At 61.7% G+C, this 24,439-nt stretch carries 28 protein-coding genes; 11 read left to right on the top strand and 17 right to left on the bottom strand.

The window, feature by feature from the left end:
* The first annotated feature begins 16 nt into the window (after positions 1-16).
* The 4 genes from yaaA to queF all read left to right on the top strand — a co-directional run bounded on the left by yaaA (position 17) and on the right by queF (position 3,593).
* Positions 17-793, top strand: coding sequence for a peroxide stress protein YaaA (gene yaaA, locus AC1D11_RS05290; protein ID WP_477647314.1), 777 nt, complete (start codon positions 17-19; stop codon positions 791-793).
* 15 nt (positions 794-808) lie between these two features.
* On the top strand, positions 809-1,642 hold the full coding sequence (locus AC1D11_RS05285; RefSeq protein WP_477647313.1) for a 2OG-Fe(II) oxygenase: 834 nt from the start codon (positions 809-811) through the stop codon (positions 1,640-1,642).
* Positions 1,643-1,800: 158 nt separating this feature from the next.
* Positions 1,801-2,694 carry an alpha/beta fold hydrolase gene (locus AC1D11_RS05280; protein WP_477647312.1) on the top strand — a complete coding sequence of 298 codons (894 nt, stop codon included), beginning with the start codon at positions 1,801-1,803 and terminating at the stop codon, positions 2,692-2,694.
* 71 nt (positions 2,695-2,765) lie between these two features.
* A complete protein-coding gene (gene queF / locus AC1D11_RS05275; protein WP_477647311.1) occupies positions 2,766-3,593 on the top strand; it encodes an NADPH-dependent 7-cyano-7-deazaguanine reductase QueF in 828 nt (275 codons plus the stop codon).
* A gap of 55 nt (positions 3,594-3,648) precedes the next feature.
* Here queF and AC1D11_RS05270 read toward each other — a convergent pair whose 3' ends face one another.
* The 10 genes from AC1D11_RS05270 to AC1D11_RS05225 all read right to left on the bottom strand — a co-directional run bounded on the left by AC1D11_RS05270 (position 3,649) and on the right by AC1D11_RS05225 (position 12,192).
* Positions 3,649-4,509, bottom strand: a complete 861-nt coding sequence (locus AC1D11_RS05270; RefSeq protein ID WP_477647310.1) for an enoyl-CoA hydratase-related protein — start codon at positions 4,507-4,509, stop codon at positions 3,649-3,651.
* Between the two features lie 24 nt (positions 4,510-4,533).
* On the bottom strand, positions 4,534-4,863 hold the full coding sequence (locus tag AC1D11_RS05265; protein ID WP_477647309.1) for a hypothetical protein: 330 nt from the start codon (positions 4,861-4,863) through the stop codon (positions 4,534-4,536).
* 110 nt (positions 4,864-4,973) lie between these two features.
* Positions 4,974-5,585, bottom strand: a complete 612-nt coding sequence (locus AC1D11_RS05260) for a cupredoxin domain-containing protein (protein WP_477647308.1) — start codon at positions 5,583-5,585, stop codon at positions 4,974-4,976.
* Positions 5,586-5,674: 89 nt separating this feature from the next.
* Positions 5,675-6,052 carry a DUF6632 domain-containing protein gene (locus tag AC1D11_RS05255; RefSeq protein ID WP_477647307.1) on the bottom strand — a complete coding sequence of 126 codons (378 nt, stop codon included), beginning with the start codon at positions 6,050-6,052 and terminating at the stop codon, positions 5,675-5,677.
* A 152-nt stretch (positions 6,053-6,204) separates the two neighbouring features.
* Complete coding sequence (locus tag AC1D11_RS05250) at positions 6,205-6,675, bottom strand: tetratricopeptide repeat protein (RefSeq protein ID WP_477647306.1); 471 nt, start codon at positions 6,673-6,675, stop codon at positions 6,205-6,207.
* Between the two features lie 298 nt (positions 6,676-6,973).
* Positions 6,974-7,924 carry a dienelactone hydrolase family protein gene (locus AC1D11_RS05245; protein ID WP_477647305.1) on the bottom strand — a complete coding sequence of 317 codons (951 nt, stop codon included), beginning with the start codon at positions 7,922-7,924 and terminating at the stop codon, positions 6,974-6,976.
* A gap of 68 nt (positions 7,925-7,992) precedes the next feature.
* The gene (locus tag AC1D11_RS05240; protein ID WP_477647304.1) at positions 7,993-9,633 is read right to left on the bottom strand and encodes an alpha/beta hydrolase; all 1,641 of its coding nucleotides are present in this window, start codon (positions 9,631-9,633) and stop codon (positions 7,993-7,995) included.
* A 230-nt stretch (positions 9,634-9,863) separates the two neighbouring features.
* Entirely contained in the window at positions 9,864-10,781 is a 918-nt protein-coding gene (locus tag AC1D11_RS05235; RefSeq protein WP_477647303.1) for an LOG family protein, read from the bottom strand.
* 56 nt (positions 10,782-10,837) lie between these two features.
* Positions 10,838-11,581, bottom strand: coding sequence for an anti-sigma factor (locus AC1D11_RS05230; RefSeq protein WP_477647302.1), 744 nt, complete (start codon positions 11,579-11,581; stop codon positions 10,838-10,840).
* Positions 11,578-12,192 (bottom strand): RNA polymerase sigma factor, encoded by a 615-nt coding sequence (locus tag AC1D11_RS05225; protein ID WP_477647301.1) that lies wholly within the window; start codon positions 12,190-12,192, stop codon positions 11,578-11,580. The genes AC1D11_RS05230 and AC1D11_RS05225 overlap by 4 nt, the downstream gene beginning before the upstream one ends.
* 225 nt (positions 12,193-12,417) lie before the next feature.
* On the opposite strand from AC1D11_RS05225, the gene AC1D11_RS05220 reads away from it, so the two are divergent.
* Together AC1D11_RS05220 and AC1D11_RS05215 are read left to right on the top strand one after the other, a co-directional pair.
* A complete protein-coding gene (locus AC1D11_RS05220; RefSeq protein ID WP_477647300.1) occupies positions 12,418-12,996 on the top strand; it encodes a DUF3455 domain-containing protein in 579 nt (192 codons plus the stop codon).
* Positions 12,997-13,026: 30 nt separating this feature from the next.
* On the top strand, positions 13,027-13,620 hold the full coding sequence (locus tag AC1D11_RS05215; protein WP_477647299.1) for a hypothetical protein: 594 nt from the start codon (positions 13,027-13,029) through the stop codon (positions 13,618-13,620).
* A gap of 19 nt (positions 13,621-13,639) precedes the next feature.
* Here the strand turns inward: AC1D11_RS05215 and AC1D11_RS05210 are convergent, their stop codons facing one another.
* From AC1D11_RS05210 to AC1D11_RS05200, 3 genes are read right to left on the bottom strand one after another with little or no spacing between them, the layout of a single operon-like run.
* A complete protein-coding gene (locus tag AC1D11_RS05210) occupies positions 13,640-14,308 on the bottom strand; it encodes a cupredoxin domain-containing protein (protein ID WP_477647298.1) in 669 nt (222 codons plus the stop codon).
* Positions 14,305-14,763: a group I truncated hemoglobin gene (locus AC1D11_RS05205; RefSeq protein ID WP_477647297.1), complete on the bottom strand. Its 459-nt coding sequence runs from the start codon at positions 14,761-14,763 to the stop codon at positions 14,305-14,307. Before AC1D11_RS05205 ends, AC1D11_RS05210 begins: the two co-directional genes overlap by 4 nt.
* Before the next feature lie 33 nt (positions 14,764-14,796).
* The gene (locus AC1D11_RS05200) at positions 14,797-15,717 is read right to left on the bottom strand and encodes a DUF3034 family protein (RefSeq protein ID WP_477650943.1); all 921 of its coding nucleotides are present in this window, start codon (positions 15,715-15,717) and stop codon (positions 14,797-14,799) included.
* Positions 15,718-15,962: 245 nt separating this feature from the next.
* Between AC1D11_RS05200 and AC1D11_RS05195 the strand changes: the two genes are divergently transcribed.
* On the top strand, positions 15,963-16,397 hold the full coding sequence (locus AC1D11_RS05195) for a c-type cytochrome (RefSeq protein WP_477647295.1): 435 nt from the start codon (positions 15,963-15,965) through the stop codon (positions 16,395-16,397).
* Between the two features lie 47 nt (positions 16,398-16,444).
* On the opposite strand, the gene AC1D11_RS05190 is transcribed toward AC1D11_RS05195, so the two are convergent.
* Positions 16,445-17,614 carry a DNA topoisomerase IB gene (locus tag AC1D11_RS05190; protein ID WP_477647294.1) on the bottom strand — a complete coding sequence of 390 codons (1,170 nt, stop codon included), beginning with the start codon at positions 17,612-17,614 and terminating at the stop codon, positions 16,445-16,447.
* A gap of 304 nt (positions 17,615-17,918) precedes the next feature.
* Between AC1D11_RS05190 and AC1D11_RS05185 the strand changes: the two genes are divergently transcribed.
* Positions 17,919-18,437, top strand: a complete 519-nt coding sequence (locus AC1D11_RS05185) for a DUF1569 domain-containing protein (protein WP_477647293.1) — start codon at positions 17,919-17,921, stop codon at positions 18,435-18,437.
* Between the two features lie 7 nt (positions 18,438-18,444).
* Here the strand turns inward: AC1D11_RS05185 and AC1D11_RS05180 are convergent, their stop codons facing one another.
* The gene (locus tag AC1D11_RS05180) at positions 18,445-19,647 is read right to left on the bottom strand and encodes a Y-family DNA polymerase (RefSeq protein WP_477647340.1); all 1,203 of its coding nucleotides are present in this window, start codon (positions 19,645-19,647) and stop codon (positions 18,445-18,447) included.
* Positions 19,648-19,924: 277 nt separating this feature from the next.
* Between AC1D11_RS05180 and AC1D11_RS05175 the strand changes: the two genes are divergently transcribed.
* Positions 19,925-20,353 carry a VOC family protein gene (locus tag AC1D11_RS05175; protein WP_477647292.1) on the top strand — a complete coding sequence of 143 codons (429 nt, stop codon included), beginning with the start codon at positions 19,925-19,927 and terminating at the stop codon, positions 20,351-20,353.
* Between the two features lie 91 nt (positions 20,354-20,444).
* Positions 20,445-20,852: a DUF3224 domain-containing protein gene (locus tag AC1D11_RS05170; protein WP_477647291.1), complete on the top strand. Its 408-nt coding sequence runs from the start codon at positions 20,445-20,447 to the stop codon at positions 20,850-20,852.
* Here AC1D11_RS05170 and AC1D11_RS05165 read toward each other — a convergent pair.
* Positions 20,846-21,994 carry an alpha-hydroxy acid oxidase gene (locus tag AC1D11_RS05165; protein WP_477647290.1) on the bottom strand — a complete coding sequence of 383 codons (1,149 nt, stop codon included), beginning with the start codon at positions 21,992-21,994 and terminating at the stop codon, positions 20,846-20,848. The two genes, AC1D11_RS05170 and AC1D11_RS05165, sit on opposite strands and share 7 nt — an antisense overlap.
* A 204-nt stretch (positions 21,995-22,198) precedes the next feature.
* On the opposite strand from AC1D11_RS05165, the gene AC1D11_RS05160 reads away from it, so the two are divergent.
* Positions 22,199-22,999, top strand: a complete 801-nt coding sequence (locus tag AC1D11_RS05160; protein ID WP_477647289.1) for an SPFH domain-containing protein — start codon at positions 22,199-22,201, stop codon at positions 22,997-22,999.
* Positions 23,000-23,038: 39 nt separating this feature from the next.
* On the opposite strand, the gene AC1D11_RS05155 is transcribed toward AC1D11_RS05160, so the two are convergent.
* The gene (locus AC1D11_RS05155) at positions 23,039-24,418 is read right to left on the bottom strand and encodes a TPM domain-containing protein (protein ID WP_477647288.1); all 1,380 of its coding nucleotides are present in this window, start codon (positions 24,416-24,418) and stop codon (positions 23,039-23,041) included.
* Positions 24,419-24,439: the final 21 nt, after the last annotated feature.

Here is a 24,439-nt window from a genome sequence, read left to right as displayed (position 1 = left end):
CCCCACAACTCAAAGCATGCTGTTTCTTATCTCGCCGGCCAAATCCCTGGACTACGACACGCCGCCGCACGTCGCGACCCACACCCAACCCCTCTTCACCCGCCAGTCGGCCCAGTTGATTGACGTGCTCAAAACCCGAACCCCGCAGCAGATCAGCGAACTGATGAAGCTGTCAGATTCGCTCGCAGGCCTGAATGTCGCGCGCTACCAGGCCTGGTCGCCGAAATTCACCGCGAAGAATTCCAAACAGGCCGCGCTGGCGTTTGACGGCGATGTGTATGGCGGGCTCGATGCAAAAACGCTGGGCGAGGCACAACTCGCCTGGGCGCAGGACCATGTCTGCATCCTGAGCGGCCTTTACGGCGTGCTGCGCCCGCTGGACCGCATGCAGCCCTACCGGCTTGAAATGGGCACGCCGCTGGCCACGCCCCAAGGCAAAAATCTTTACCAGTTCTGGGGCTCGCAAATCTCCGCCTATCTGAACGAGCGCGCGGCCGCCCACACCACACCGGTCATCGTCAACCTCGCCAGCGAGGAATACTTCAAGGCCGTGGACCGCAAGGCGCTCAAGGCGCGTGTGGTGAGCTGCGTCTTTGAGGAATACAAAGCCGGCAAGTACAAGGTCATCAGTTTTTTTGCCAAGCGCGCCCGTGGGCTCATGGTGCGCCATGCGATCGAAAAGAAGCTGTCTACCGTCAAGAAGCTTGAGAGCTTTGACGCCGAAGGCTACCGGTTTGATCCTAAAGTGTCCGAACCCGACCGGCTGGTGTTCCGCCGCAAACAGGCCGCCTGAGCAGCCCAGCCCCGCATGAGCACGCCCGCCCGCACCGACCAGCAGCTCACGCCGGAAGTGCTGGCGTGGATGACGGCGCAGGCAAACCTCGGCCACTCCAGGGACGAGATTTTTAACGCCATGCTGGCAGCCGGCTGGAACCGCGACGCCGCCACGCGGGCGGTGCGGCTGACGCCCGAAGATCTCGCCGCAGTGGTTGTGCCTGCGCTGGCTTTGCCGGTCACCAACAACATGGTCGATGCCGGCGACAAGTGGGTGGAAATACTTTTTTTCGCCCAGGTACCCAATGTCATCGTGCTGGGCAACCTGCTGGGCCCGAGTGAATGCGAGGCGCTGATGGAGGCCGCCCGGCCGCGGCTGGTGCGTTCGCTGACGGTGGACACCAAGACCGGCGGCGAAGAACTCAACCCTGACCGTACCAGCGAGGGCATGTTTTTCAGGCGCGCTGAAAACGCCGTGGTGCGCCAGGTGGAGGCACGTATTGCCAGAATCTTCGGCTGGCCGCAGGAAAACGGCGAAGGGCTGCAGGTGCTTCACTACGGGCCCGGCACCGAATACAAGCCGCACTACGACTACTTTGACCCGACCGAGCCCGGCACCCCCGCCATACTGCAGCGCGGCGGCCAGCGCGTGGCGACGCTCATCATGTACCTGTATGAGCCCGAGGAAGGCGGCGCCACGGTGTTCCCGGATATCGAGGTGCGGGTGGCGCCACGGCGCGGCAATGCGGTGTTTTTCAGTTACCCGCAGGCACTGCCTTCCAGCCTCACGCTGCATGGCGGCGAGCCGGTTACCACTGGCGAGAAATGGATTGCCACCAAATGGCTTCGGCAAAAACAATTTGATTAACACCCCTATTGGGGCTCACTGCGTTAGCCCCGCTGCAGGGGGCGGCGCCTGCGGTCTGGCAAAGCCAGTCCCGCGGCCCCTGCTGGTTGGGAATGCGCCATGACGCTTGCGCGACGCCGTGATTGACTGGCTTCCGGGGGTGGGGACCATAATGGTTTATGAAAATCAAAACCAACAACATCGACATCGAAGTTGAAGACACCCACCCCGGTGACACCACGGGCCGACCTGTGGTGTTGCTCATCATGGGGCTGGGCATGCAGCTGATTGCCTGGCCGCCGGCCATGGTGCAGGCGATCGCTGATGCGGGCTTTCGTGTGGTGCGCTTTGACAACCGCGACATCGGCCTTTCGCAGCACTTTGACCACCTCGGCTCGCCTAGCCTTTTGTGGGAGGGCCTCAAATTCCGCATGGGCTGGCGCATCCGGCCGCCCTACAGCATTGAAGACATGGCCGCCGATACCGTGGGCGTGCTGGACGCGCTGCAAATCGGCAAGGCACATGTGGTGGGTGTGAGCATGGGCGGCATGATCGCGCAGCGCGTTGCGGTGTTGGCTCCCTCGCGCCTGCTCAGCCTGACCAGCATCATGAGCTCCAGCGGCGCGCGCGGCCTGCCGGAAGCCAGTCCGGCGGTGGCCCGTGTTCTGCTCAGCCGGCCTGCTGGCAGAGGTGTGCAGGCCGCCGTCGACCACACGGTGAAGCTGCTCAAGGCCATCGGCAGCCCGGGCTTTCCCATGGACGATGCCGAGATACGCGAAAAAGTCACTGCCGCGGCGCAGCGCAGCTTTCATCCGCAGGGCGTTCTGCGTCAGATGGTGGCCGTTGCCGCTGACAGTGCCCGCGCCTCCGCACTTGCCAGGGTGACGGCGCCCACGCTGGTGGTGCACGGCCAGGCAGACCGGCTGGTGCCCATGGCCGGCGGGCAGGACACGGCCAGGCGCATTGCCGGTGCCCGTTTTGAAAGCATTGAAGGCATGGGACACGATTTGCCGCCCGGTGTTGTTGACCGTTTGTTGGCGCTGCTGATCCCCCACTTCAAAGCGGCAAGCTGATACAGCCCCATAGCCTGGGGCTTTGTACTGCGGCTTTCAGCCTGGCAGCGGTTAGCGGCGAAAATGGGTGCATGAACACCCCTGAACAATCCCAGCTCGGCAAATCGTCGGCCTATATCGACCAGTACGACGCCTCGCTGCTGTTCCCGATACCGCGCGAAGGCAAGCGTGCCGAGATCGGCGTCACCGGAACGCCGCCGTTTTTCGGCGCAGACATGTGGACGGCGTTTGAGCTGAGCTGGCTCAATATGCGCGGCAAGCCGCAGGTGGCACTGGCCCACATCACCGTGCCCTGCGAGTCACCCAATATCGTCGAAAGCAAATCCTTCAAGCTTTACCTCAACAGCTTCAACAACACGCGTTTTGCCGATGCGCGCGATGTGCGTGAACGCATACGCGCTGATCTCAATGCCGTTGTTGGGATGGGTGTTGGCATCAAGACACTGGGCCCCGAGCTGTTCGACCGCGAACCCGTGCATGAGCTCGACGGCCTGAACCTGGACCGGCTCGACGTGGAGTGCATTCATTTCACGCCTACGCCCGAGCTGCTGTTTGCCGAGTTCGACGAACCGCCGGTGGAAGAGACGCTGACCAGCAACCTGCTCAAGAGCAATTGCCTGGTCACCGGCCAGCCCGACTGGGGCAGTGTGCAGATTCGTTATGCGGGCCCGCAGATCAACCAGGAAGGCCTGCTGCAATACCTGGTGAGCTTTCGCAACCACAACGAGTTCCATGAACAATGTGTGGAGCGCATCTTTATGGACATCTGGACACGTTGCAAACCCATGAAGCTCTCGGTATATGCGCGCTACACGCGCCGCGGCGGGCTGGACATCAATCCGTTTCGCACCAGCCATCCGCAGGCGCTGCCGCCTGCCATTCGCACAGCCCGCCAATAATTGCCAATGCAGGTTGCTATTGAATTAATAGCCGTTTGCGCTCGTCCTGTATGGGCTAGAGCCCGAATTCATTGAAATTCTTGATCGGTGAAAGCCCGGGAAAGCTCGCCGCGCGCTTTTCCTTCATCGCCGTCACCGCCTCACGCACATGCGCGTTGCTCCAGATCGCGCCCTGCAGCCAGCCCATCTGCTTGAGCGCATCGTCCACCGAATGGTCACGCGTGTAGTGGATGGCCTGCTTGGTGCCCCAGATCGCCACCGGCGGCTTGGTGGCAATCTCGCCGGCGCATTGCATAGCGGCCGCCAGCATCGCCTCGGCTGAATCAAACACCTCGTTGACCAGGCCGTAGCCCAGCGCCTTGGCGGCAGGCATGCGGCGCCCGGTGTAGGCCAGCTCTTTGACGACCGCCAGCGGCACCAGCTTGGGCAGGCGCTGCAGGGTGCCCACGTCGGCCACCATGCCGATGTTGATTTCCTGGATGCAGAAGAATGCGTCGGCCGTGGCGTAGCGCAGGCAGCAGGCCGTCACCATGTCGACCGCCCCTCCTATGCAACCGCCCTGGATGGCAGCGATCACCGGAATGCGCAGGGTTTCGAGCTTGGTGAAGGTGGCCTGCATGTCGCCCAACATGTCAAAGATGGCGGCGCGGCCTTCGGGGCTTTCATCGTCCAGGGCAATCTCGCTGCCAAAGGTTTCCAGTGCCATGCCGGCGCTGAAATGTTTGCCGGTGCTGGAGATCACCAGTACGCGCGCCTCGCCGGCCTTGTGGATGTGCGTGAGCGCCGCATCCAGCTCGCGCCAGAAGGTCGGGTGCATGGTGTTCATCGCCTCGGGGCGGTTCAGCGCAAGGTGGGCGACGTGGCCGGTGATGTTGAGGGTGAAGCAGGTAAGAGGGGGGAGGGGGGTGGCGTTCATGCCGCCACTCTAAGTGAGGCTTCTCTATGCCACAAGGTCCAGCCAGTCACACCTGAGACGCCGCGCAATGTGCGCCCGTGCCCGAACATAGACATACATTCGCGGCGCCAGTGTGCCCAGCACGCACAGCGGGTAGGCCCAGGCCGCCTCAAAAGTAAAGGCCGGCAGCCAGCCCATCCAGCCCATCACCCAGGCCGTCAGCACTATCTCCCAGAGCTGGCATTCAAGCGGGTGCGCCGCTCGCTGCGTCTCGCGCCAGTCCTTGACGCGTTGCAACTGCGCCAGCGTGATGGGGTGCCAGTAGGGCGACCGGGAAGGTAGTGATGCCTTGGACGGGTCAGAGGGATCAGACATAAAGCCTCCGTGCGGAAGCTCCAATGTAAGTTTCATGAAAGGTGCTGTCAATGACCCGAAAGGCCCGAAAGACGCCAAAAAAGCGTCGAAAGGTTTCTGGATACGGCCGGCTAAATCCGGCGGCGGCGCGGCACTACGCTCAGCTGCAGCGTGAGCTTGCCGGGAGAGGCGGTCACGGTATAAGCCTGCGGCGCTATGTCGATCAGCTGGTCGGCATGCCAGACCTTGATCTGCGCAGCGCCTTCGGGCAACTGCTCGACCTGCGCTACGCCATCGGCGCCTGTCAGCACCGCCCAGGGCGATTCGCTCACATAGACATGGCCGCGCATGGAGCCGTGAATGTGGCAGCCCAGCAGCACGGCGCCGGCCTTGTTGAAAGTGGCGTCAGCGGTTTTGGCGGGTTTGCCTTCGGGCTTGCCGTCGAGCCGGAGCTCGAACCCCTCGCCCGGCGTTGCGTTGAACTGCGCCGCGCCGGCGGCCGAGCCGCGCACATGGTGTTCCCACGGGTCGTTGTTGACGAACTGGGCCTTGGCGCCCAGCGCCACCACGCTCACCGCCGGCACAAAACGCATCTTTTCCTGGTAGATCGTCACCTGGGCAGGCAACGGGTTTTGGGGCGCCCCGGTTTTGGCGGAAGGCACCACAACGACCACTGCGTCAGGTGCCGGCTTGCCTTCCTTGTCGAGCACTTGAATGGAAATGTTTCCGGCTGCAGACCACATGGGTAGTGCGCAAGCAGCTATGAAAAACAGAGCAGACGGCAGTATCCGGGAAGCAGGGCGTATAAGCTTGGGCATGGGATTCTTTCGGCTTAAGCTTCGCGGGGAGTCAGCAATGCCAGCACAGCCGCCACCGCGAACAGCGCCAGGACATCACCCCAGAGGTGCCCCATGTTGTGGTGGCCCTGAAACGACTGCACTGCCATCACCCCGCCGTGTGCAATGCTGGACCAGACGGTAAACCAGATGAGGCTGCGGTGCAAGAGAGGGTTACGGGCGGCGAGCATGAGGAATATCCCCAGCGTCGCATAAAGGGCGAGGATCATCTCCAGGTAATACGAACGCCCTTCCGCATGCCACGACCAGCCTGAAGGCCAGACGATGGTGAGCGGCCACAAGCCGAAAGTGAACGTCACCCCTATCAGCACCAGGGCAATGCGCAAGTATTTGATGCGATCAGCGTCAATCATTATTTTCTTTCGGGTCATCAGAGGTCGCACATTCAGAGATTCGCTCTTGTGCGCGCCGAGAGGGAAAAGCCCGGGGACATTGCCCGGGAGGTGAGTGGCAACGGGAACCCATTGCCGCGCATGCCGCGCCGCAATGGTGGTTCAAGGGCGGCTTACTTGGCGGCCGGCTTGTACTCAGCCACGGCCTTGGCCAGGTCGCGGGTTTCTTCACAGGTGGCGCAAATCGCCTGCAGCTTGGCCAGCTGCGCGTCGGCCTGGGCTTTCTGGTTGGTCTTCAGGTAGGCAATGCCCGAATATTCCAGTGCGCCCTTGTGCTTGGGGTCCAGCGCCAGCGCCTTGCCATAGGCGGCAAAGGCATCGTCGTACTTGCCCATCCAGCGGTTGGAATAACCGAGGTAGTTGTAGGCGTCGGCATTTTTCGGGTCCTTGGCTACCACCTTGTTAAAGCTGCTCACGGCCTCCGACCAGTTCTTGGCGCTGATCGCTTTTTTACCCGCCGCGAAGTCGTCAACCTGTGCGTTTTTGGCTGGTGTGGTTTCGATGTCGGCCGCCAACGCTGCACCGGCAAGTGCCAGGGCGATGACGGGGAATGCGACGAAGTTGCGGATGGAAAAAGTGTTCATGTCGGGCTCCTTGAATATCGGTTAATTGAGATGCGCTGCAAATCAGCACCTTATACAAACGGCAGCGCCGGGAAAACGGATGCAGGGCGGATGCGGGGGAATCGTATTTATTTGTAATTGAAATGGAAGAACTATTTCAGACCATGACTCCGGGAGGTGGTAGTCAGTTACCTGTTGCCTGGCAGTTTGTCACTTGCACCCGGGGTGGTCGGCAATCGTTCCTGGTACAGGCGCAGCCTCCTGAAAAAATAGTCACCTCGAAAAAATGACGCTTTATCTTGTTGGCTCCTTATGCCCTTTACTGCTGGACGTCGGCCGCAATTTCCGAAGCCGGCTTGGGCGGTGTGACCGCAGGAGGCGGGGGTTTAAGGTCTGCGTATCCATTGGCTTTCAAAAACTCCAGCACCTTGGGGCGCCAGATATCAGGCGCAAGGGTGAACAAACCGTGGCCGTTGCTGCCCAGCGGAGGATAGAGTTTGTATTCCCCGATGCCGCCGTTGGCCTGGAAGGCGTCAAACCACTCCTTCGGGAATTTGGGTCCCATGTACATATCGTTCTCGGTATAAATCCAGAGGGTAGGAATGCGGGCGGTTTTGCCATAGTCGGCAAACAGGCGCTCCAGCAGCTTGGTGCCGCAGGGGTTTTGGGGCATGGTCTCGGGGTTGCCCCCACCGCCGCCGGCAAAATTGATGGTGGCTTGGACTCCGGGCGGGTTTTCGGCTGCCACAGTGATGGCAGTGGTGCCTCCGTAGGACTGACCCAGGATGACAGCGCGGTCCTTGGCGGTGTCGGGCCGCTGCCGCATGGCTTCCAACACCTTCAAGGTTTGCACCCCGGAAGCGGCATAGCCCGGTGGGTAGTTCTTGCGGTTGCAGATGCCGGAATCTTCCACATCGGCGCCACCTGTCACGCCATAGCCTATGCGGGTGGGCACCGCCACCAGGAAACCCATACGTGCGAACCAGCGCGCGTTGGTGATCGAGGTGGCGCGCCCCATGCTGGCCCGCTTTTCGGATTCGGGCGCGCGCCCGTGGTTGATGACCATGATGGGACGCGGTGTGGGGGTCGTGTCTTCCACAAACACGGTGACCACGATCTCGTGTGAGATTTCCTTGCCCCAGGCGTCCTTAACGGTCACAGGCAGTTTGATGATCTCCTGGACCCATTTGGCATGCGCAGGTTGTGCCATGGCCCCGCAGAGCAGGATCACGGTAACGATAAGGCGCGACAGGTTGAAAATGTGGAGCATGAGATCTTGGTGGCGCTGGTTAATGTTGAGGGGCCAGTGCAGGCTCGATCTTGACAACATCAATGGATTTACTTGACATGGGTCACTGCCCCAATCTCACTCAAGTACTCCTGGAGCCCAAGACGCCAGTAATCAGGCTTGTGATGAATAAAGTGCCCATCACCTTCGATGGACGGACTGAGCAAAAGGCGGCCCTTGCCCCCAGCCTTCTGAAAAGCATCGTATGAAGCCCGAATCGTGTTGGGGGTATAGCGGCTGTCGTTTTCCGCGAACACCCATAACGTAGAGGGGCGGGTGGTTTTGCCAAATTCAGCGAAACCGTTCACCATCATCTGGTTGAGATCCGTGGGGTTGCTGGCGCCGGTCATATTTGTACGCCCTCCCGAAAAATCGATGGCGCCTATCAGTCCAGCGGGATTCTGGCTGGCGATATACATGGTGGTGTAGCCCCCGGCGGATTGGCCCGACAGAATGACCCGTCCGGCATCAAGCTCCTTGCGTGTCTTGAGCCAGGCAAGCGCCGGCAATATATCTTCAGCATGCACGCGGGCTTTGTATGTAGCGTCGGCGTCTCCTGCCGAAAAACCCGTGGGGTAGGTCCCTTCAGACATACCGACCCCGCGCCGTGCCGGCATCAGCACAGCGACACCCAGTTGCAGGAACTCACGCGCTATCACCATGTCGCGTATCCGGCTTTTGTAGCGCATGGCGGCGCTGTCACGCTGGATGTCGCCATGACTCCAAACCATAACGGGATACGGACCTGCGCCAAAGCTGCGGGCTTCGGGCAACAGCAGCGTGGCTTCCAGTTGGTTACTGCCAAAAGCAGCGGGGGCCTGGTAGTTGACGATTTCCTCTCGCCACGCAATCTGGGCGTCGGCATAACCTATGACCTGAGGCAATTCCTTTCCATCCAACCAGTCAGCCACCGCTTTCGCAACGACCTCTTCCTTGCCGGACAACAGGTGCTGATTGGTGCGCCCGCAACCTGGCGTCTGATCTTGTCTCTCATAACCCACCTGAACCAAGGTGAATCGGTTTCGTTCAGCAACTGCTCGCGCCTCAAGGAATGGCGCACTGTCACACTGTGCGCCGGGGGCATGCAGCATTAGGACCGGAGCGTGGACACTGCTCCAGTTGGTGGCACGGTGGTTTCCTACTGCGCTGCCGGAAAGAACAATCTTCTTGAACCCATCCAGGTCACCGGCAATGTCCAACAGTGGAGCAACCAGACCAAACCCGGCCAGATGGATCTGCGCATCAGGAAACAGCTGTTTCGCTTCTTTGGCGACCGCTGCGAGATCCTGCCTCAGCTCACGGGATGGGCGTGTCTCTATGTTACGGCGTTCAGCGTCGCTGGGGGCATCTACATACAGCAAAGAGATGCCTTGCGCTTGCAGTTGAGGCAAGGCACGCATCCAAACTCCGCCTGCATTCAGCGTAGTGGTGCCACTGGCTACTTTGAGCTGCGCTACGCCCAGGGGTTGGGGGTAGACCAGCACATGGCGAATGGAAGGCCTACCAGCCAGTGCTGACTCCGGAGCAGGGGTGGCAATAGCAAGTTTGGCACTGCCGCCGCCCGGCAAAACACGCGGCGTCAAGGTTTGCACTGTCCAGCTTTGAGCCCAGACAAGCGAAACACCACCAATTAACAGCGCCGCCAAAGCGACCCGCGCACAAGCCGCCGGTATCCAATCAAATTGCCTCATCTTTCGCCCCCTCGAAATTGAAGTCCGGTGACGCACGAGTCCATACCCTATGCGCCGCGTAGATGCCCAGGTAAGCCAGCACCATGGGCGCCAAAAACAGTCACTGTGCGGCGCACCATGAAACTCGGCGTCTTCCCCCGCAGCGCGCCCCGCCAATCAGGATGATCCGGTCCAAAAGGCCACGAACAAGGTTCATCGGATGCGTCGCATTGAGTGAGTGCCTGAATAACTTAGTTCAGCCGCATGTCTGCACTGAGTTGTTTGACCAGCTCTGCACTCGTTTCCACATACTTCAAAAAAGCCACTTCATCCTTGTTGATGGTCTTGCGCGCCATCATGTCGGTCAGGCGCGCGTCCAGGCTTTGCCAGTGAATTTGGCGATTGCCCAGGAGATACACCGGAACCCTGGTCAGCTGCCTGCTTTTGATGATCTCGATGATCTGGAATATTTCCCATTCGGTGCCGGTCCCTCCTGGTGCAATCACGATGGCGGCCGAGTGCTTGATCATCGCCAGCTCGCGGATGGAGACGCTGGAAAAAATCAGGCCATGGGTCACATAGGCATTCAAGGCCTGCCTGGGGTCACCACCATAGGGTTTCAGCGTGTCGTTGGCCGTCGAGCGGTCGTAGTAGGTGGTGTACCCGACGCTGGGGCCTCCCGCCTCTTTTGCGCCGCGGTTGCCGGCTTCCATCAGGCCCGGGCCCGCACCCGTCATTATCGGATACTGCTTGCCATAACGCGTGGTCCATGCGTGAGAAAAATTCCGGATGTCTGCGTAGATGGCATCGTTTGCCGCCCTGATGGTGTCGTTGCAGTTCTCGCCGCGCGCGTCGCAGGCGGCATTTTTCTCGCGGATACGGGAGCTGCCATAGATGGAGACAAAGCCCCGCGGAAAATGCATGGCCTTCAGGGCGTCTGAGCAGTAGGTGTCCTGAGCCATCAGTTTCACGGGGACGATGTTTTCAACGCCCGCATAGGGGCCGATGTAATCGGCGTTCGGGACATCTGCTTTCGCTACCGCGCACTCCAGCCGCAACTCCGTGGGCTTGATTGCAGACGTTGCTGTGGTTGGCGGTGGTGTTGCACACCCGAGGAGGGTGGCGGTGACCACACCGAGGGATAGAAACAATTTGAGGCTGGCGTTCACGCTGGTTCTCCTTTTTACGGTACCTACCCGGACTGAGGCTCCGGATGCCGCCACGCTCACCACAGCTTGGCGCAATTGCCGCTGAACACCACGGTTCCGCTCGGGCTGGCGGGTGTGGCGCTGGTTTCCAGTGTCACCACCAGCTTGCTGACCTTGGACAGCAGCTTTTCCGACGTATCGGGCAGCATGGAAACCGCTGATCCGCTTGTAGGCACGGCACCCAGCGAGAATGCCGGGCCATTGGCCGGCACGGCCCACAGCACCAGTGTTCCGGTGGCCGGCGGTGTGATCGGGCCTATGACCTTGACTGTCATGGTCTTGCCGTGGCGCAGCGAACTGGCCAGCAGCTTGCCGTTGCCCTGTGCGTCGGTGAGCAGGCCCACATAGCTTTGCGGCAGCCTTTCGCCGGAGCGCATCGCGATCTGGTCGCTGGACATGAACAGGGTGGGCATGGCGACAAAAAACACGCTTGCAGCGATCACCCCGGCGGCCAGACCACCGAAGCCGAAACCAGCAGGTTTGAGCCAGCCCAGCCAGGACGGTTTTGTTTGCGGCGCCTGTTGCGGCGCCGCAGGTTTGGTGCGTGCGGCGATGGCGGCCCACACCCTGGGAGACGGTTTGTGCGCCGGCACCGACATGGCGAGTTGGCCCAGCCGGGCTTCCCATTGCGTGACGCGCACGCGCACATCGACGCGGTCGCGCTGCAGGCGCTCAAAGCGGCGGCGCGCGCCGCCGCTCAGCGTACCCAGCACATAGGCCGATGCGAGGTGTTCGAGCAATTCGGGGCTGGAATATCTCATGACGCCACCACCCCTTGCGCCGCCAGACACCCCTTGAGTTTTTCGAGCCCGCGCCGTATCCAGGCTTTCACCGAGCCCAGCGGCGCGCCCATTTGCGCGGCCACTTCGGTATGCGACAGGCCCTGGTAATAGGCCAGCGCCAGGCTTTGGCGGTGGCTGCCTTCCAGTGCGTTCATGCAGCCTTCGATGTGCAGGGCCTCGGTGGCCTGCTCCAGCAGCTGCATGGCGCTGGGGGTGGGGGTGGCGGTGGTTTCGGTGTCTTCCTCATCCACATCACCGGATTCGGGCAACTCGCTTTCCTTGCGGCGCGTGCGGGAGCGCAGGGCGTCCAGCGCCTTGTTGCGGACGATGGCAATCAGCCACGTCATGGGTTGAATGGTTTGCCCGTCTACCTCACTGCGGTAGCCGGCGGCGTTTTTCCAGATGCTCACGTAAGCCTCTTGCAGCACATCTTCGGCCGCGTGTCCTTGTCCCAATATACGTACGGCAACGCCAAACAGATGCGTGTGGGTGCGTTCATAGACCTGCGCAAAGCAGGCGTGGTCGCCTTGCCCTGCGCCGGCAATCAGCGCCTGCAGGCTGCGGGTGTCCGTGTCGGGGGCCAGTTTCATGCGGCTGAGTATAGGGAGTTCCGCCTTTGCGGCAAGCGCGCGTGGGACGGGGAAATTTTTTCCAAAAATCCTGCATCCGATCGACTGTGGGCGGCGTTTGTCCCTGGTAGGCCGGGCGCCGCGCCGGCCCACGCCCCCTTCCGCCATGTGGTTGTTGGGACTTTTTTACTTTCTTTTAACCCGGAGACCTGTCAATATTTGCAGGGCTCCTCTCAGGAGATCGCCATGACACCGATAGCAACCGCCACCCAACCCAGGCTTCAGGCCGGCCTTGCGGCCGCCGCGTTGTGTACCAGCCTGCTGCTAGGCGCCTGTGCCGGCGGCCCGGCCGCATCAGTGGATGCCGGCAAGCCGGTGCCCGCCGCGCTCAAGCCGGCCGACGGGGAACGCGTGGCCTTCACCTGGCGTGCGGTGGGCTCGCAGATCTACGAATGCCGCGCAGGCGACAAGGGCTGGGTCTGGGTGTTTGTTGCACCAGAAGCGGACCTCTTCAACCAGAAAGACGAAAAAGTCGGCACGCATGGCGCCGGCCCGAACTGGACCGCGCTGGACGGCAGCAAAACTGTGGGCACGGTAAAAGCACGCGCCGACGGCGAGCGTCCCGCCGACATCCCATTGCTGCTGCTGACGGCCAAATCCGCAGGCATGCCCGGCAAGATGGCCACCGTCACCAGCGTGCAGCGGCTGAACACCGAGGGCGGCAATGCGCCGGCCAAAGGCTGCACCGCGCCGGCCGATGCGGGCAAACGCGTCAAGGAAGGCTATACCGCCGACTACGTGTTTTTCACAGCCCAAAAAGCCTGACCCACAAAGCCAGAGGAAGCGAGGCCTGACATGTCCGTGCTCAAGAACCTTTTCAGCGCCAGCAAGAGCCCCAGGCACGATGCCACGGGGCCTGAGACGGGTCCGGTCAAGATGAACCTTGACGAGCGCATGGCGTTCCGGCGCGAGATGCTGTTCGAGGCCATCAAGGTCACGATGCAGGCCCACGGAATTTTGTCGGCCAGCTACAAGTTCCGCGTGGTGCGTAACGACAAGCGAGGCCACCAGTACATGGTGCTGGTGGACCTTTCCACCGACTTCCTGGACAACCGGGAAGGCGGGCCCGCCCGGCTGGTCGAGGTGGGTGCGGCCATCGCCAAGAATGCTGCTGCGCGTTACAACCTGCTGGTCAGCGGCGTGTACTGGCAGATCAATGAGCAGATTCAGGCCTTCGCGCCCAGCCGGCCCGTCCCCATGCCTGCGAGCCAGGATGCGGCCAGCCCACCGCCACCGGTACAACGCCGGGAGCGAGCCACGGCGGAAGAACTCGCGGCCTTTGAAGCCGCCTGGGAGAAGGGGCGGGCGCTGCATATCGGCGACCGGGTCTATTCGTCCGACCTGTCGCCGCTGGAGCCGGATTCCCACAAGGACGACAGCCAGCGCTAAGAGTCTCGGGGCCGGCCGTTCAAGACCTGCGCCGCCGCGGCACCACCGTGAGCTGCATGACGGTTTTTGCCGGCACGGCGCCCACCGTGACCTGCTGCGGCACGATGTCCACCAGCTGGTCGGGGTGCCAGACTTTCAGCTGCGCGGCACCCTCAGGCAGATCCTCAAAGCTCGCGATGCCTTCCGGGCTGGTTTTGGCCGCCCAGGGGGATTCGCTGGCGTAGATATAGCCGCGCATCGAGCCGTGGATAAAACAGCCCAGCAAGGTGGCCCCGACAACGCCGGCCCTGTCCAGCGTCACTTCACTGGACTTGCCTGGCTTTCCGTCGGGTTTGCCTTCCAGCCGAAGCTCGAAGCCGGCATTCGTCGCGTTGAACTGGCCCATGCCGGCAGGTGAGCTGCGCACGTGGTGGTCCCAGGGGTCGTTGTTCACAAACTGAATTTTTGCCCCCACGGGCACCACCGTCACTGCGGGAACGAACTGCATCTTTTCCTGGTGAATGGTGGCCTGCGCCGCCAGAGGCGTCCTGGGCTGGGCGCTTTTGTTGGCGGGCACCACCACGACCACGGCGTCCGGCACCGGTTTGCCGTCTTTGTCGAGCACCGACACCGTGAGACTGGCCGCATGAGTCCCTACGCCGAAAGCGAAGAGCGCGGCGATTGCGGTGAACTGGATTATTTGTTTCATGGTTTGGTTGCCGTTTCGGGAGGCGTGATGATGTCGCGGTTCATGGGGGCCAGCAGCGCCAGCATTTCATTCTGTTTACGAAAAGGAATGCCCCTGGCGTCCATGCTTTGCTGCAGCACCTCCACCAGGGCGTGGAAGTCCGACTTCTTGATGTCGAGGTTGGCATGCGCGCTTTTCATGTCCGCACCCTTGTAAACGCAAGGGCCGCCGCTCAGGGCGCAAAGCTGGTCGACCAGCTGCTCTTTCACGCGCTGCTGGTTCGATGGCTTGAAATGCGGCCCGGTGCGTGGGTCGGCCAGCAGGCGAACCATGAAGTCGTCCATCAGCGCGACCAGGCCGGTTTTTTCACCGAAAGCCTTGTAGAGCTGGTCGTCTTTGGGTGCCGTCTGGGTAAATGCAGATCCACCCATCAGAAGGCCTGCTGTGAGGGCAAAAGAAACAAAAGGGTTTTTCATGGGGCGGTTCCTTGAAGGGATGGTTCGTCCGGCTTAAAAAGCGACCTGGGCCGAGAGGTAGTAGCCGGTCTGCTTTCGGCTACCGGTGGTGGCAGGCACGATCACGCCCAGGTCCACATACGCCAGCGTGAGCGAAAGGTTTTTGGTGGGTGCCCAGGCAATAAAAATGTCTTTCCATTCTTCAGAGCGCAGGCCGTTGCCCAGGCCGGCCGCGCGGCCGGCGCCCTCGAGCTTGTTGCGCATGAAGCGGTATTCGGCGCCGATGGCGATGTTTTTGCTGAGCAGGTAAGCCACCGAGAATTCCGGCTGCAGCGTGTACCTGTCTTCGCTGCCGCCCAGCGTGGCGCCATAGCCCAGCAGCCCGTTCTGGTTGGCCTTGGTTGCGCGCAGCGTGCCGTTGAGCAGCAGGCTCTGGCCCAGGAAGAGTTTGGTGGCGCTGACATACACATCCACGCCATGGCGTTTGGCGCCCAGTGCGGTGAGCGTGGGGTCCAGCCCGGTGGAGCCCAGCGTCTTGTACTGCACGCCCACTGCCACCTGCGGCATCAGTGTGTCGCTGTCCAGGATGGCATCGCCCAGCACGCGAACCTTGGCGCCCACGATGGTCTGCTTCAGGTGCAGCCCGGGCAGGCCCAGGGCCACGCCGGTGCCGCGGGTGTTGAAGTCCTGCTGCGCAATCGACAGCTCGTAGCGGTCATGGATGCCGACAGCCGCGCCGTACACATTCAGGCCGTAGTCGGTGGTGCCGGCGTGGGTGACATAGGCAGAGCCGCCAATCTCATCCGCCGTGGCGTTGCTGCCGATCACCGCCCAAGGCGTGAGGCCGCCGCCGGCCGCGCCTTCAATGGTGCTGACGCCGCCGGTCAGGAGGAGTTTGCCGGTGTCGGCGTGGGCGCCGGCGCAAAGCAGGGTGAGCAGGCTGGCAATCAGGGGGGGTGATACGGAGTGGCGCATGGTGGTCCTGTTGGTGGAAAGGAAAAGACGGTTGCTGGCGTCGATGGAAGTGAACCTGTGTGGAATACGGAAAACCGGACTCACTGGATTCAATGAAACAAAAAAAGATTCGAAAAGAAGCGGGGTCGCTCTTCGAAAGGCTGAATCCACGGGCCGGCTGCCAGCGTATTCAGAACAGCTTGCGGCATGGCCTGGCAGATTGCATGGCTTGCCCACCCGTCAAAAACCAGTTCCAGGAGTGGTGAATGCCTGCTCGTTCCCTGTTCGCGCGCAATGCGCGTCATTTTTTTTGTGCCGTGGCGGCGCTAACGCTCTTTGGCACCGGCAGTGCCTCGCTATGGGCTCAAACGGCATCCGGGCGCGAATGGGTTACGCCCCCACCTGGCAATGTGGCGCGCGGCCTGGCCCTGTACCAGCAGCGCTGCACGGCATGCCATGCGGTGGACAGCAACAAGATCGGGCCCGCGCACCGCGGTGTGATGGGCCGCCGCGTGGGTAGCCTGCCTGGGTACAAATATTCGGACGAACTGGTGCGGTCGCGGCTGCGCTGGACGCCGCAAACCCTCAATGCCTGGCTGGAAGACCCAGAGCAGCTGGTGGCCGGGCAGCGCATGGGCTTCCAGGTGGAAAGCGCCGCAGAGCGCGCTGACCTGATTGCCTACCTGGCTACATTGAAGTAAGACCGGCCGAGACAAGGTGCCGCGCACGGCACCTGTGCCGAAGACGCTCATGCTGCCGGTTTCTTCGTTTTTTTCTGCTGCTTTCCAGCTGCTGCGGTTTGTGCTTTCAATACACGGTGCCGCCGCTCCAGAAAAGCCAGCAACCGGTGCTCGGCCGCGTAGAGGCGGCGCATCTTCTTGCCCGACTCCAGTTGCGGCCATAAGGTGCTCATGGCCTCGGCATCCTGCGCCAGGCTGCTTCCCAGCGCCAGCACAGCCGGATGGATATACGATTTCTTGCAGACGGCCGGTGTGTTTCCCAGCAGGCGGGCCACTTCCTGCAGGATAGCTTTGGCGCTGTAAGCGCTGGTTGCGCCATTGCCACCGCTGCTGCCGCCGCACGCCAGCCGGGTCAGTTCCAATGCCTGCACCGTGCCATGCCAGGTGCGAAAGTCCTTGGCGGTGAAGTGATCCGTGTCGGCGCCTTTGTCGCCCTTGCCCTGCGTGATCTCCGTCAGGTAGTCGTTGACGTCACCTGAACCCACGGCGCGCAACTCGCCTTTCTCGTCCTCATACTGGAACAGCAATTGCCCCGGCAGCTGCTGGCAGCGCCGCACCACGGCCACTACCTTGGGGTCGTCAACTTTCAGCGTCTGCATCACGCCGCTCTTGCCGCGAAAGCGCAACTGCAGTGTCTTGCCGCGCACGCCGGCATGCGGGTTGCGCAGGGTAGTCAGCCCGTAAGAGCCGTTTTCCCTTGCGTACTCGTCATTGCCGACGCGTACATACGTGGTGTCCAGCAGGCGTACCAGTGTTGCCAGCACCAGGCTGCGCGTCACAGGCTGGTTGCGGTGCGGCACCAGATCGCGCGCCACGCGGGCGCGTATGCGCGGCAGGGTCTGGCCGAAGGCCTGCAGCTTTTCGAATTTGCTGTCGTTGCGCTGGGCCTGCCAGTCGGCGTGGTAGCGGTACTGCTTGCGGCCCCGCGCGTCGTAGCCGGTGGCCTGCAGGTGGCCGTTGGGTTGGGGGCAAATCCAGACCCGGCTGTAGGCTGGCGGAATCGCCAGTTTCCGGATGCGCCGGATTTCTTCCGGGTCTTTGATCCATTGGCCTGCGGCATTGCGGTAGCGAAAGCCCTTGCCGCTTTTCAGCCGGGCCAGCCCGGGCATGTCGTCACTCACGTAAATCAGGCCGGGCGGGGTGTTGGGCGAAGGTGAGGAGGGGCGTGCGCCTGGCATTGGAATTGTGTATGGTGATTTGCTGAAGGATGATTTGTTGCTATAAATTCAATAGCTGCTTGCGCCCGTCATCATTGGCCTGGAGCTGCTTTTCATCAATGGTTTGGCGGCGATAATCCCCGGTATACCGGCATCTCAACCCAGACGGGTCATTTTGGGGATCGCCGCGCTGCCGGGTCTGTAGGACTCAGCCGTTTGATGGCCCTGCCTGCGTTCTCATCTTCGCGGCGCGGCCGGCCGGTGGTGTCGCCATCGTGCCAATACTTTTGCCTTGGCGTGAGGCCATGGCTGTACCATCGCAGCCATGAAACGACGCGACTTTCTGGCCACCACCACACTCGCTTTTACCGGAGGATTTGCCATGGCCGATATGCCCAAAGTCCAGTCACTGGATGAAGCGCTGCGCTGGCTGGACAAGGTTGACCAGGCCGCCAGCGTCAAAACCACCGGCCAATGGCCCCTGGTGTCGGTGCTGGAGCACATGGCGCAAAGCGTGGAAATGAGCCTGGACGGTTTTCCGCAGCCGAAAAGCGCGGTGTTCCAGAACACGGCGGGCGCTGCGGCTTTCGCCTTTTTCAAATGGCGCGGGCAGATGAGCCACAGCCTGAGTGAGCCCATCCCGGGTGCTGCGGCTCTCAGCCGTGAGGGCGACTGGCGGCCCGCGTCGGCGCGGTTGCGCGCGGCCATTGTCCGCTTTGCCGGGCACCAGGGCGCGCTCAAGCCGCACTTTGCCTACGGCGCACTCAGCAAGGCTGATTTTTCACTTGCCCACACCTTCCACATCGCCAACCACCAGGATGAGATTGTCCTGGTGGCGCGCTAGGCACTGCTTAGAAGAGCTGGTCGTTTGCTATCGATTCAGGAGCTGCTTGCGCCCGTCCTGATTGGGCTGCGGGAACTTTTTGTTCGTAAATACCTTCTTCGTCGGGCTTGGCCAGCGTGGAAGCGCGAACACCCAGCAGGCGCAGTTTTTTGTCCAGCGGCACTCGTTTGAGGCACAGCCCCGCCAGCTGGCGGATGGTTTTCCCGTCCGCGGTGTACGTGTCTGAGGTCTGGTCGCGTGTCGCAATCTTGAAGTCGTCATAGCGCAGCTTGATGCCGATGGTCTTGGCCACGTAACCCTTGCGTTGCAAGTCTTCGCCCAGCCTTTCGCACAGGTCGGTGAAGATCGCGCCCAGCGTGGTTTTGTCGCGCACCGCGTGCAGGTCGCGGTCAAAAGTGGTTTCGCGGCTCATGCTGACGGGCTCGCTCTCGGTGACCACCGGTCGGTCGTCGCGGCCCCAGGCAGCCTCGTGCATCCAAGCGCCGGTGGCTTTGCCGAAGTTGTCGATCAGCCAGCCCGGGTCTTGCGCGGCCAGCTCGCCGATGGTGTGAATGTGCAGCTTCGCCAGTTTGTCGCCGGACTTCGGGCCGATGCCGTTGATCTTGCGAACGTGCAATGGCCAGATTTTCTCCTGCAAATCCGTTTCGTAAATGATGGAAATGCCGTTGGGCTTGTTGAACTCGCTCGCCATCTTGGCCAGCAGCTTGTTGGGCGCCACGCCGACGGAGCAGGTCAGGCCCGTCTTTTCAAAAATCGCTTTCTGGATGAGCCGGGCCAGCACACGCCCGCCCTCGCGCTGGCCGCCGGGCACGTCGGTGAAGTCGATATAGACCTCGTCCACGCCGCGGTCCTGCATCAGCGGCGCGATGTCGGTGATGGTGCTTTTGAAGAGCTGCGAGTATTTGCGGATTTCCGAAAAATCGACGGGCAACACGATAGCCTGCGGACACAGCTTGGCGGCTTTCATCATGCCCATGGCCGAGCCCACGCCGAACTGCCGCGCTGCATAGGTGGCGGTGGTGATAACGCCGCGGCCCACATAGTCCTTGAGCAGCGGAAAACTTTCCACCGGAATGAAGCGCAAGGCCCGCTCGCCCTGCGCCGCCCGCAGCTCCTCGTCAACCTTGCGCCAGCCGCCGCCTATGACGACCGGTAGGCCCTTCAATTGCGGGTAGCGCAGCAACTCGACGGACGCAAAAAACGCGTCCATGTCGAGGTGGGCAATGCGGCGGATTTTGGCTGGAGATGAAACGGGTGAATGGGCCACCTCGCAAGCATAGCGCGCAGGCAAAGGTTGTGGCGGAGGGCCGGCGCCCGGCAGGGTAGGCCCGGGCTTACGGCGCTTCTTCCCCGTTCCTTACGCGGACACAAATTGCCCTGATAAATACTCGGATCCACGCCAGACGGGTGACCACGCGGGGTGGCATGCCCATCTGCTTATTTTTGCCATCCGCCCGTTGGCTGGTTTTTCCAATGAGGCCGTTGCCATGACCGAGGATCAGAAAAATAGCCGGGCAACCATCATTCCCACGCTGCGTTACCGGGACGGTGCCGCGGCGGTCAAATGGCTGTGCCGCGCTTTCGGTTTTCAGGAGCACCTGGTGGTGCCCGACAAGGACGGCGCCATTGCACATGCCCAACTGGTCTATGGCAATGGAATGATCATGCTCGGCTCCGCCACCAACAACGACTTCCACCAGCTCGTCAAGTCACCGTCAGAGTCCGGCTGTGTCGGGTCGCAAAGCGCCTACATCCAGGTCCAGGATGTGGATGCGCACTACAAGCAAGCCATTGCTGCGGGAGCCGTCATCGTGATCGACATCAAGGATGAAGATTACGGGGGGCGAGGATACTCATGCCGGGACCCGGAGGGCCATATCTGGAATTTCGGAAGCTACGATCCCTGGGCGGTCTGATTAGTCAGCGCCCGGCATCATGCGCAGACAAGGCAAGTGATCGCGCTCTGGCATCATGGCCGGCACTGTACATCCCTTGAAAGTGAATGCCATGCCCTCCCATGCCACCGGAACCTTTGAAGTCAAGCTCCTGCCCCAGCCACTTGCGAACGCGGAGGCCGGGCCTTTGATGGGCCGTCTGTCCATCAACAAGACCTTCAGCGGCGACCTGCAGGCCACCAGCCAGGGCGAGATGCTGAGCGCCGGCACGGCCGTCAAAGGTTCAGCCGGCTATGTCGCGATGGAGCGCGTGACCGGCACGTTGCACGGCAAAAGCGGCAGCTTTGTGCTGCAGCACAGCGGCACCATGAACCGCGGTGCGCCGCAGTTGACGGTGAGCGTGGTACCCGATTCAGGCACCGACGAGTTGACGGGCCTGAGCGGCACGCTCACGATCCAGATCGCTGATGGCAAGCATTCGTATGCCTTGGTTTACGAGATACCGCCTCAGGCTCAGTAAGTACCGGGCACAAAGATGCTGGTGTCCACCGCCTTGATGTCGGTACGCCCGCAAAAGGCCATGGTCAGGTCCAATTCCTTGTGGATGATCTGCAGCGCCTTGGTCACGCCTTCTTCACCCATCGCACCCAGGCCATAGAGGAAGGCGCGGCCAATGTATGTGCCTTTAGCGCCCAGGGCGGTGGCTTTCAGCACATCCTGGCCGGAGCGTATGCCGCCGTCCATGTGCACCTCGATCTGGTTGCCTACTGTCGCGACGATCTCGGGCAGGCAGGAAATGGAAGACATGGCGCCATCGAGCTGGCGGCCGCCGTGGTTGGACACCACCAGCGCATCGGCGCCTGAATTGACGGCGAGCTTTGCGTCTTCAACGTCCTGGATGCCCTTGAGGATCAATTTGCCGCCCCAGCGCTTTTTGATCCACTCTACGTCGCCCCAGTTGAGGGCCGGGTCGAACTGTTTGGCCGTCCACTCAGAGAGCGAGCCCATGTTCTCTACACCCTTGACGTGGCCCACGATGTTGCCGAAGCCGTGGCGTTTGGTACCCAGCATGCCCAGGCCCCAACGCGGCTTCGTCATCAGGTTGAGGATGGTGGAGATCGTCGGCTTGGGCGGGGCGCTCAGGCCGTTTTTCAAATCCTTGTGACGCTGGCCGAGGATCTGCAGGTCGAGCGTGAGCACCAGTGCCGAGCAATTGGCCGCCTTGGCGCGGTCGATCAGGCTTTCAATGAAGGCGCGGTCTTTCATCACGTAGAGCTGGAACCAGAAGGGGTGGCGGTCTGTGCCGGCGGCCACGTCTTCGATGGAGCAGATGCTCATGGTCGACAGTGTGAACGGGATGCCGAATTTTTTGGCGGCGCGGGCGCCCAGGATTTCGCCGTCGGCGTGCTGCATGCCTGTGAGGCCCGTGGGTGCGATAGCGACCGGCATGGCTACCGGCTGGCCGATCATGGTGGTGGCCGTGCTGCGGTTTTCCATGTTGACGGCCACGCGCTGGCGTAGCTTGATCTTCTGGAAGTCGCTCTCGTTGGCGCGGTAGGTGCTTTCCGTCCATGAACCGGAGTCGGCGTAGTCGTAAAACATGCGGGGCACCCGTTTTTTGGCCAAAACGCGCAGGTCTTCGATGTTGGTGATCACGGGCATGGAGTCTCCAGACGACAGTTTTTTGAGGGAAGCTGCCGCCATGGTAGCGCCCGTGTTTGTGTTCTTGCGTGAATTCTGGTCCCGAGGCTTTGAAATTATTGATAAGCCACCGTCCCGCATAATCTGCGCCGGTGCGCCCCTGGGGGCGCTACCTCAACAAAAAGCGGCGACCAGGGCCTGTTCGCCAATACCAGGGAATTACCTATGCAACGCACTCTCTTCACACTGATTCCAGTCCTGACGCTCGCACTGCTGGCCGGATGTACCCGCATTGAAACCGGCGAGGTGGGCTTGCGCATCAACTTTGACAAAACCACAGACCCGACCGAGCGCCTGCCGGGCTCCTTTAACCAGACGCTGATCGGCGATATCCTGACGTTCAAGATTCAGGACGTGGCGGTGGCCGTGGACAACATGACACCCCTGGCGTCTGACAACTCGACCATCAAGGACTTCGACATGACCGTTGTCTACAACGTCAACCCGACGGCGGTGTCGGAGTTATGGACCACCAAAAACAGGACGTTTCACGGTTTGTCTGAAAAAGGCAACGACATCTTGCTGATGCAGAACTATGTGGCGATGAGCGCGCGCAACGCGGCTTATAAGGTGGCGCGCGAATATGAGTCGCTCAAGATGGCTGACAACCGGCCGGCGATTGAACAGAAAATCCGCGAAAACGTCATCAAGACATTAGGTGAGGAAAAGCTGGCGGACAAGATCACGGTGTCCCAGATTCAGGTGCGTGCGATCACGCCCGCCGACGTTATCGTGCACAGTGCCAATGAACTGGTGCGGGCGCAAAATGAACTGAAAACCAAAGAGGTCGAGGTTCAAACCGCCAAAAAAGAGGCCGAACGCATTGCCGCCTTGAACGCCAACGCCGGCGCGATCGGCTACATGAACGCCATGGCCAACCTGAAGATCGCCGAGGGCGTTGCTGCGGGCAAGGTACATACCATTGTGGTGCCCTATGACTTCAAGGGTATCGTGAACGCGAAGTGAGCCTGGGCCGGCGGCGCGCATCAACGCTGCCGGCGTCTCCTACCAGCTGCCGGACGACCCGCCACCGCTGCTGGAGCCGCCCGACGAACTCCGGCTGCTGGAGCTGGAGCTCGAACTGCTGCCCGACGAGCTGCTGCCATCCCGGTCGCGCCCACTGCTGCTGCCGGCGCCACCGGTAAAGAAGCCGAACAGCATCGCCAGCCCGAATGCCATGCCTGTCGGCATCCAGGATTCCCAGTCAGTTAGAAGCAGGTCTGGCGGGTTTTGAAACGCCACATACCCCACAACGCAGGCCACCAGGGCGCTGCGCACGCCAAACTCCACCAGGCTGCGTTTGTAGGCCGCGCGCATACCCATGGCGATCAGGCCGAGCAGCAAGCAGCCGATACCGCCCCCCAGGGCGTAGAGCAGGCCCAACCCGAAGCGGTTGGCGCCCACCACGAAGGCAATGCCGACCATGGCGCTGATCGCCAGCGCGATACCACCGGTCACCAGGCGCACCGTGCGGGAACGGCCGCAGCCGAACCCCAGCGCAAACGCCAGCGGCACGGGGAAGGAAAGCAGGATGGCGCCGATGGCGGGACTCTTCAGGACAACCACCGCCACCGCCGGTACCGCGGCGACGATGCCGATCGTCACGGGCCACTTCCAGGTGCGGCGCGCCCGAACCACGCCCACGGCAAAACCCCACAGCAGCGCCGCAAAAAAAGCCCAGCCAAAGGGCGTGATGCCACCGCGGCTCGCTTCCGGGGGCTCAATCTCGCCCCGCACCAGCGCGCCGATGTGGCTGATGGCCGCTTCCAGTCCGCCCGCGTAGTCGTTCCTGCGAAACCGCGGCTTCATGTCCTGGTCGATGATGCGGCCTGCCAGCACGTCGGGCACGATGCCCTCCAGGCCCTGGCCGACCTCGATGCGCATGCGCCTGTCCTCCAGTGCCACCAGGATGAGGATGCCGTCGTCGCGCTGGGTGTCGCCGAGTTTCCATTTCTCAAACACGCGCGTGGCGTATTCCTCGATGGAGTCTTCGCCCGTGGTCGGCAGCATGTACACGACGACTGCTGCGCGCGTGTCTGCTTCGATTGCCAGGATTTGTTCGTTCAGGGCTGCGACCTGGGCTGTGTTCAGCGTGCCTGTGGTGTCGAGCACGCGCGCGCTGTAAGGCGGAACCTGCACCCGGACGGCACCGGCGGGCGTGGCGATTTGCGCGGTATCGCTCGGTGTGGGTGCCTGTGCGGCATCGGACGGCACGTCTGTCTGTCCGGCACGCGCCGGTGCTGCCATGGCATCACCCGCCGCCAGCATGCACAGCGCCACCCACAGAACAACCAGCGTTCTATAGAGAAAACGCCGGGTTTCAGCCGCTGAAGGAAATAACGGGGCGCGTTGAAGGTGAAGCATGGAAGGTTTGGGGTAGAGCATGGCCGGTACAGCGTTGTCGGA

This window comes from Polaromonas sp. P1_E11, assembly GCF_056405995.1.
The sequence above is the reverse complement of the archived record's forward strand: the minus strand, read 5'-3'. Positions and strand labels throughout refer to the sequence as shown.

Bases quoted from the DNA above. Each gene is read 5' to 3' on its own strand.
- AC1D11_RS05155 (WP_477647288.1), bottom strand. From the start codon at position 24,418: ATGCTCTACCCCAAACCTTCCATGCTTCACCTTCAACGCGCCCCGTTA.
- AC1D11_RS05215 (WP_477647299.1), top strand. From the start codon at position 13,027: ATGTCCGTGCTCAAGAACCTTTTCAGCGCCAGCAAGAGCCCCAGGCAC.
- AC1D11_RS05185 (WP_477647293.1), top strand. From the start codon at position 17,919: ATGAAACGACGCGACTTTCTGGCCACCACCACACTCGCTTTTACCGGA.
- AC1D11_RS05165 (WP_477647290.1), bottom strand. From the start codon at position 21,994: ATGCCCGTGATCACCAACATCGAAGACCTGCGCGTTTTGGCCAAAAAA.
- AC1D11_RS05175 (WP_477647292.1), top strand. From the start codon at position 19,925: ATGACCGAGGATCAGAAAAATAGCCGGGCAACCATCATTCCCACGCTG.
- AC1D11_RS05280 (WP_477647312.1), top strand. From the start codon at position 1,801: ATGAAAATCAAAACCAACAACATCGACATCGAAGTTGAAGACACCCAC.
- AC1D11_RS05180 (WP_477647340.1), bottom strand. From the start codon at position 19,647: ATGGACGCGTTTTTTGCGTCCGTCGAGTTGCTGCGCTACCCGCAATTG.
- AC1D11_RS05265 (WP_477647309.1), bottom strand. From the start codon at position 4,863: ATGTCTGATCCCTCTGACCCGTCCAAGGCATCACTACCTTCCCGGTCG.
- AC1D11_RS05210 (WP_477647298.1), bottom strand. From the start codon at position 14,308: ATGAAACAAATAATCCAGTTCACCGCAATCGCCGCGCTCTTCGCTTTC.
- AC1D11_RS05270 (WP_477647310.1), bottom strand. From the start codon at position 4,509: ATGAACGCCACCCCCCTCCCCCCTCTTACCTGCTTCACCCTCAACATC.
- AC1D11_RS05255 (WP_477647307.1), bottom strand. From the start codon at position 6,052: ATGATTGACGCTGATCGCATCAAATACTTGCGCATTGCCCTGGTGCTG.
- AC1D11_RS05245 (WP_477647305.1), bottom strand. From the start codon at position 7,924: ATGCTCCACATTTTCAACCTGTCGCGCCTTATCGTTACCGTGATCCTG.
- AC1D11_RS05170 (WP_477647291.1), top strand. From the start codon at position 20,445: ATGCCCTCCCATGCCACCGGAACCTTTGAAGTCAAGCTCCTGCCCCAG.
- AC1D11_RS05220 (WP_477647300.1), top strand. From the start codon at position 12,418: ATGACACCGATAGCAACCGCCACCCAACCCAGGCTTCAGGCCGGCCTT.
- AC1D11_RS05225 (WP_477647301.1), bottom strand. From the start codon at position 12,192: ATGAAACTGGCCCCCGACACGGACACCCGCAGCCTGCAGGCGCTGATT.
- queF (WP_477647311.1), top strand. From the start codon at position 2,766: ATGAACACCCCTGAACAATCCCAGCTCGGCAAATCGTCGGCCTATATC.
- AC1D11_RS05250 (WP_477647306.1), bottom strand. From the start codon at position 6,675: ATGAACACTTTTTCCATCCGCAACTTCGTCGCATTCCCCGTCATCGCC.
- AC1D11_RS05230 (WP_477647302.1), bottom strand. From the start codon at position 11,581: ATGAGATATTCCAGCCCCGAATTGCTCGAACACCTCGCATCGGCCTAT.
- AC1D11_RS05160 (WP_477647289.1), top strand. From the start codon at position 22,199: ATGCAACGCACTCTCTTCACACTGATTCCAGTCCTGACGCTCGCACTG.
- AC1D11_RS05200 (WP_477650943.1), bottom strand. From the start codon at position 15,717: ATGCGCCACTCCGTATCACCCCCCCTGATTGCCAGCCTGCTCACCCTG.
- AC1D11_RS05260 (WP_477647308.1), bottom strand. From the start codon at position 5,585: ATGTGGTCTGCAGCCGGAAACATTTCCATTCAAGTGCTCGACAAGGAA.
- AC1D11_RS05285 (WP_477647313.1), top strand. From the start codon at position 809: ATGAGCACGCCCGCCCGCACCGACCAGCAGCTCACGCCGGAAGTGCTG.
- AC1D11_RS05190 (WP_477647294.1), bottom strand. From the start codon at position 17,614: ATGCCAGGCGCACGCCCCTCCTCACCTTCGCCCAACACCCCGCCCGGC.
- yaaA (WP_477647314.1), top strand. From the start codon at position 17: ATGCTGTTTCTTATCTCGCCGGCCAAATCCCTGGACTACGACACGCCG.
- AC1D11_RS05195 (WP_477647295.1), top strand. From the start codon at position 15,963: ATGCCTGCTCGTTCCCTGTTCGCGCGCAATGCGCGTCATTTTTTTTGT.
- AC1D11_RS05240 (WP_477647304.1), bottom strand. From the start codon at position 9,633: ATGAGGCAATTTGATTGGATACCGGCGGCTTGTGCGCGGGTCGCTTTG.
- AC1D11_RS05205 (WP_477647297.1), bottom strand. From the start codon at position 14,763: ATGAAAAACCCTTTTGTTTCTTTTGCCCTCACAGCAGGCCTTCTGATG.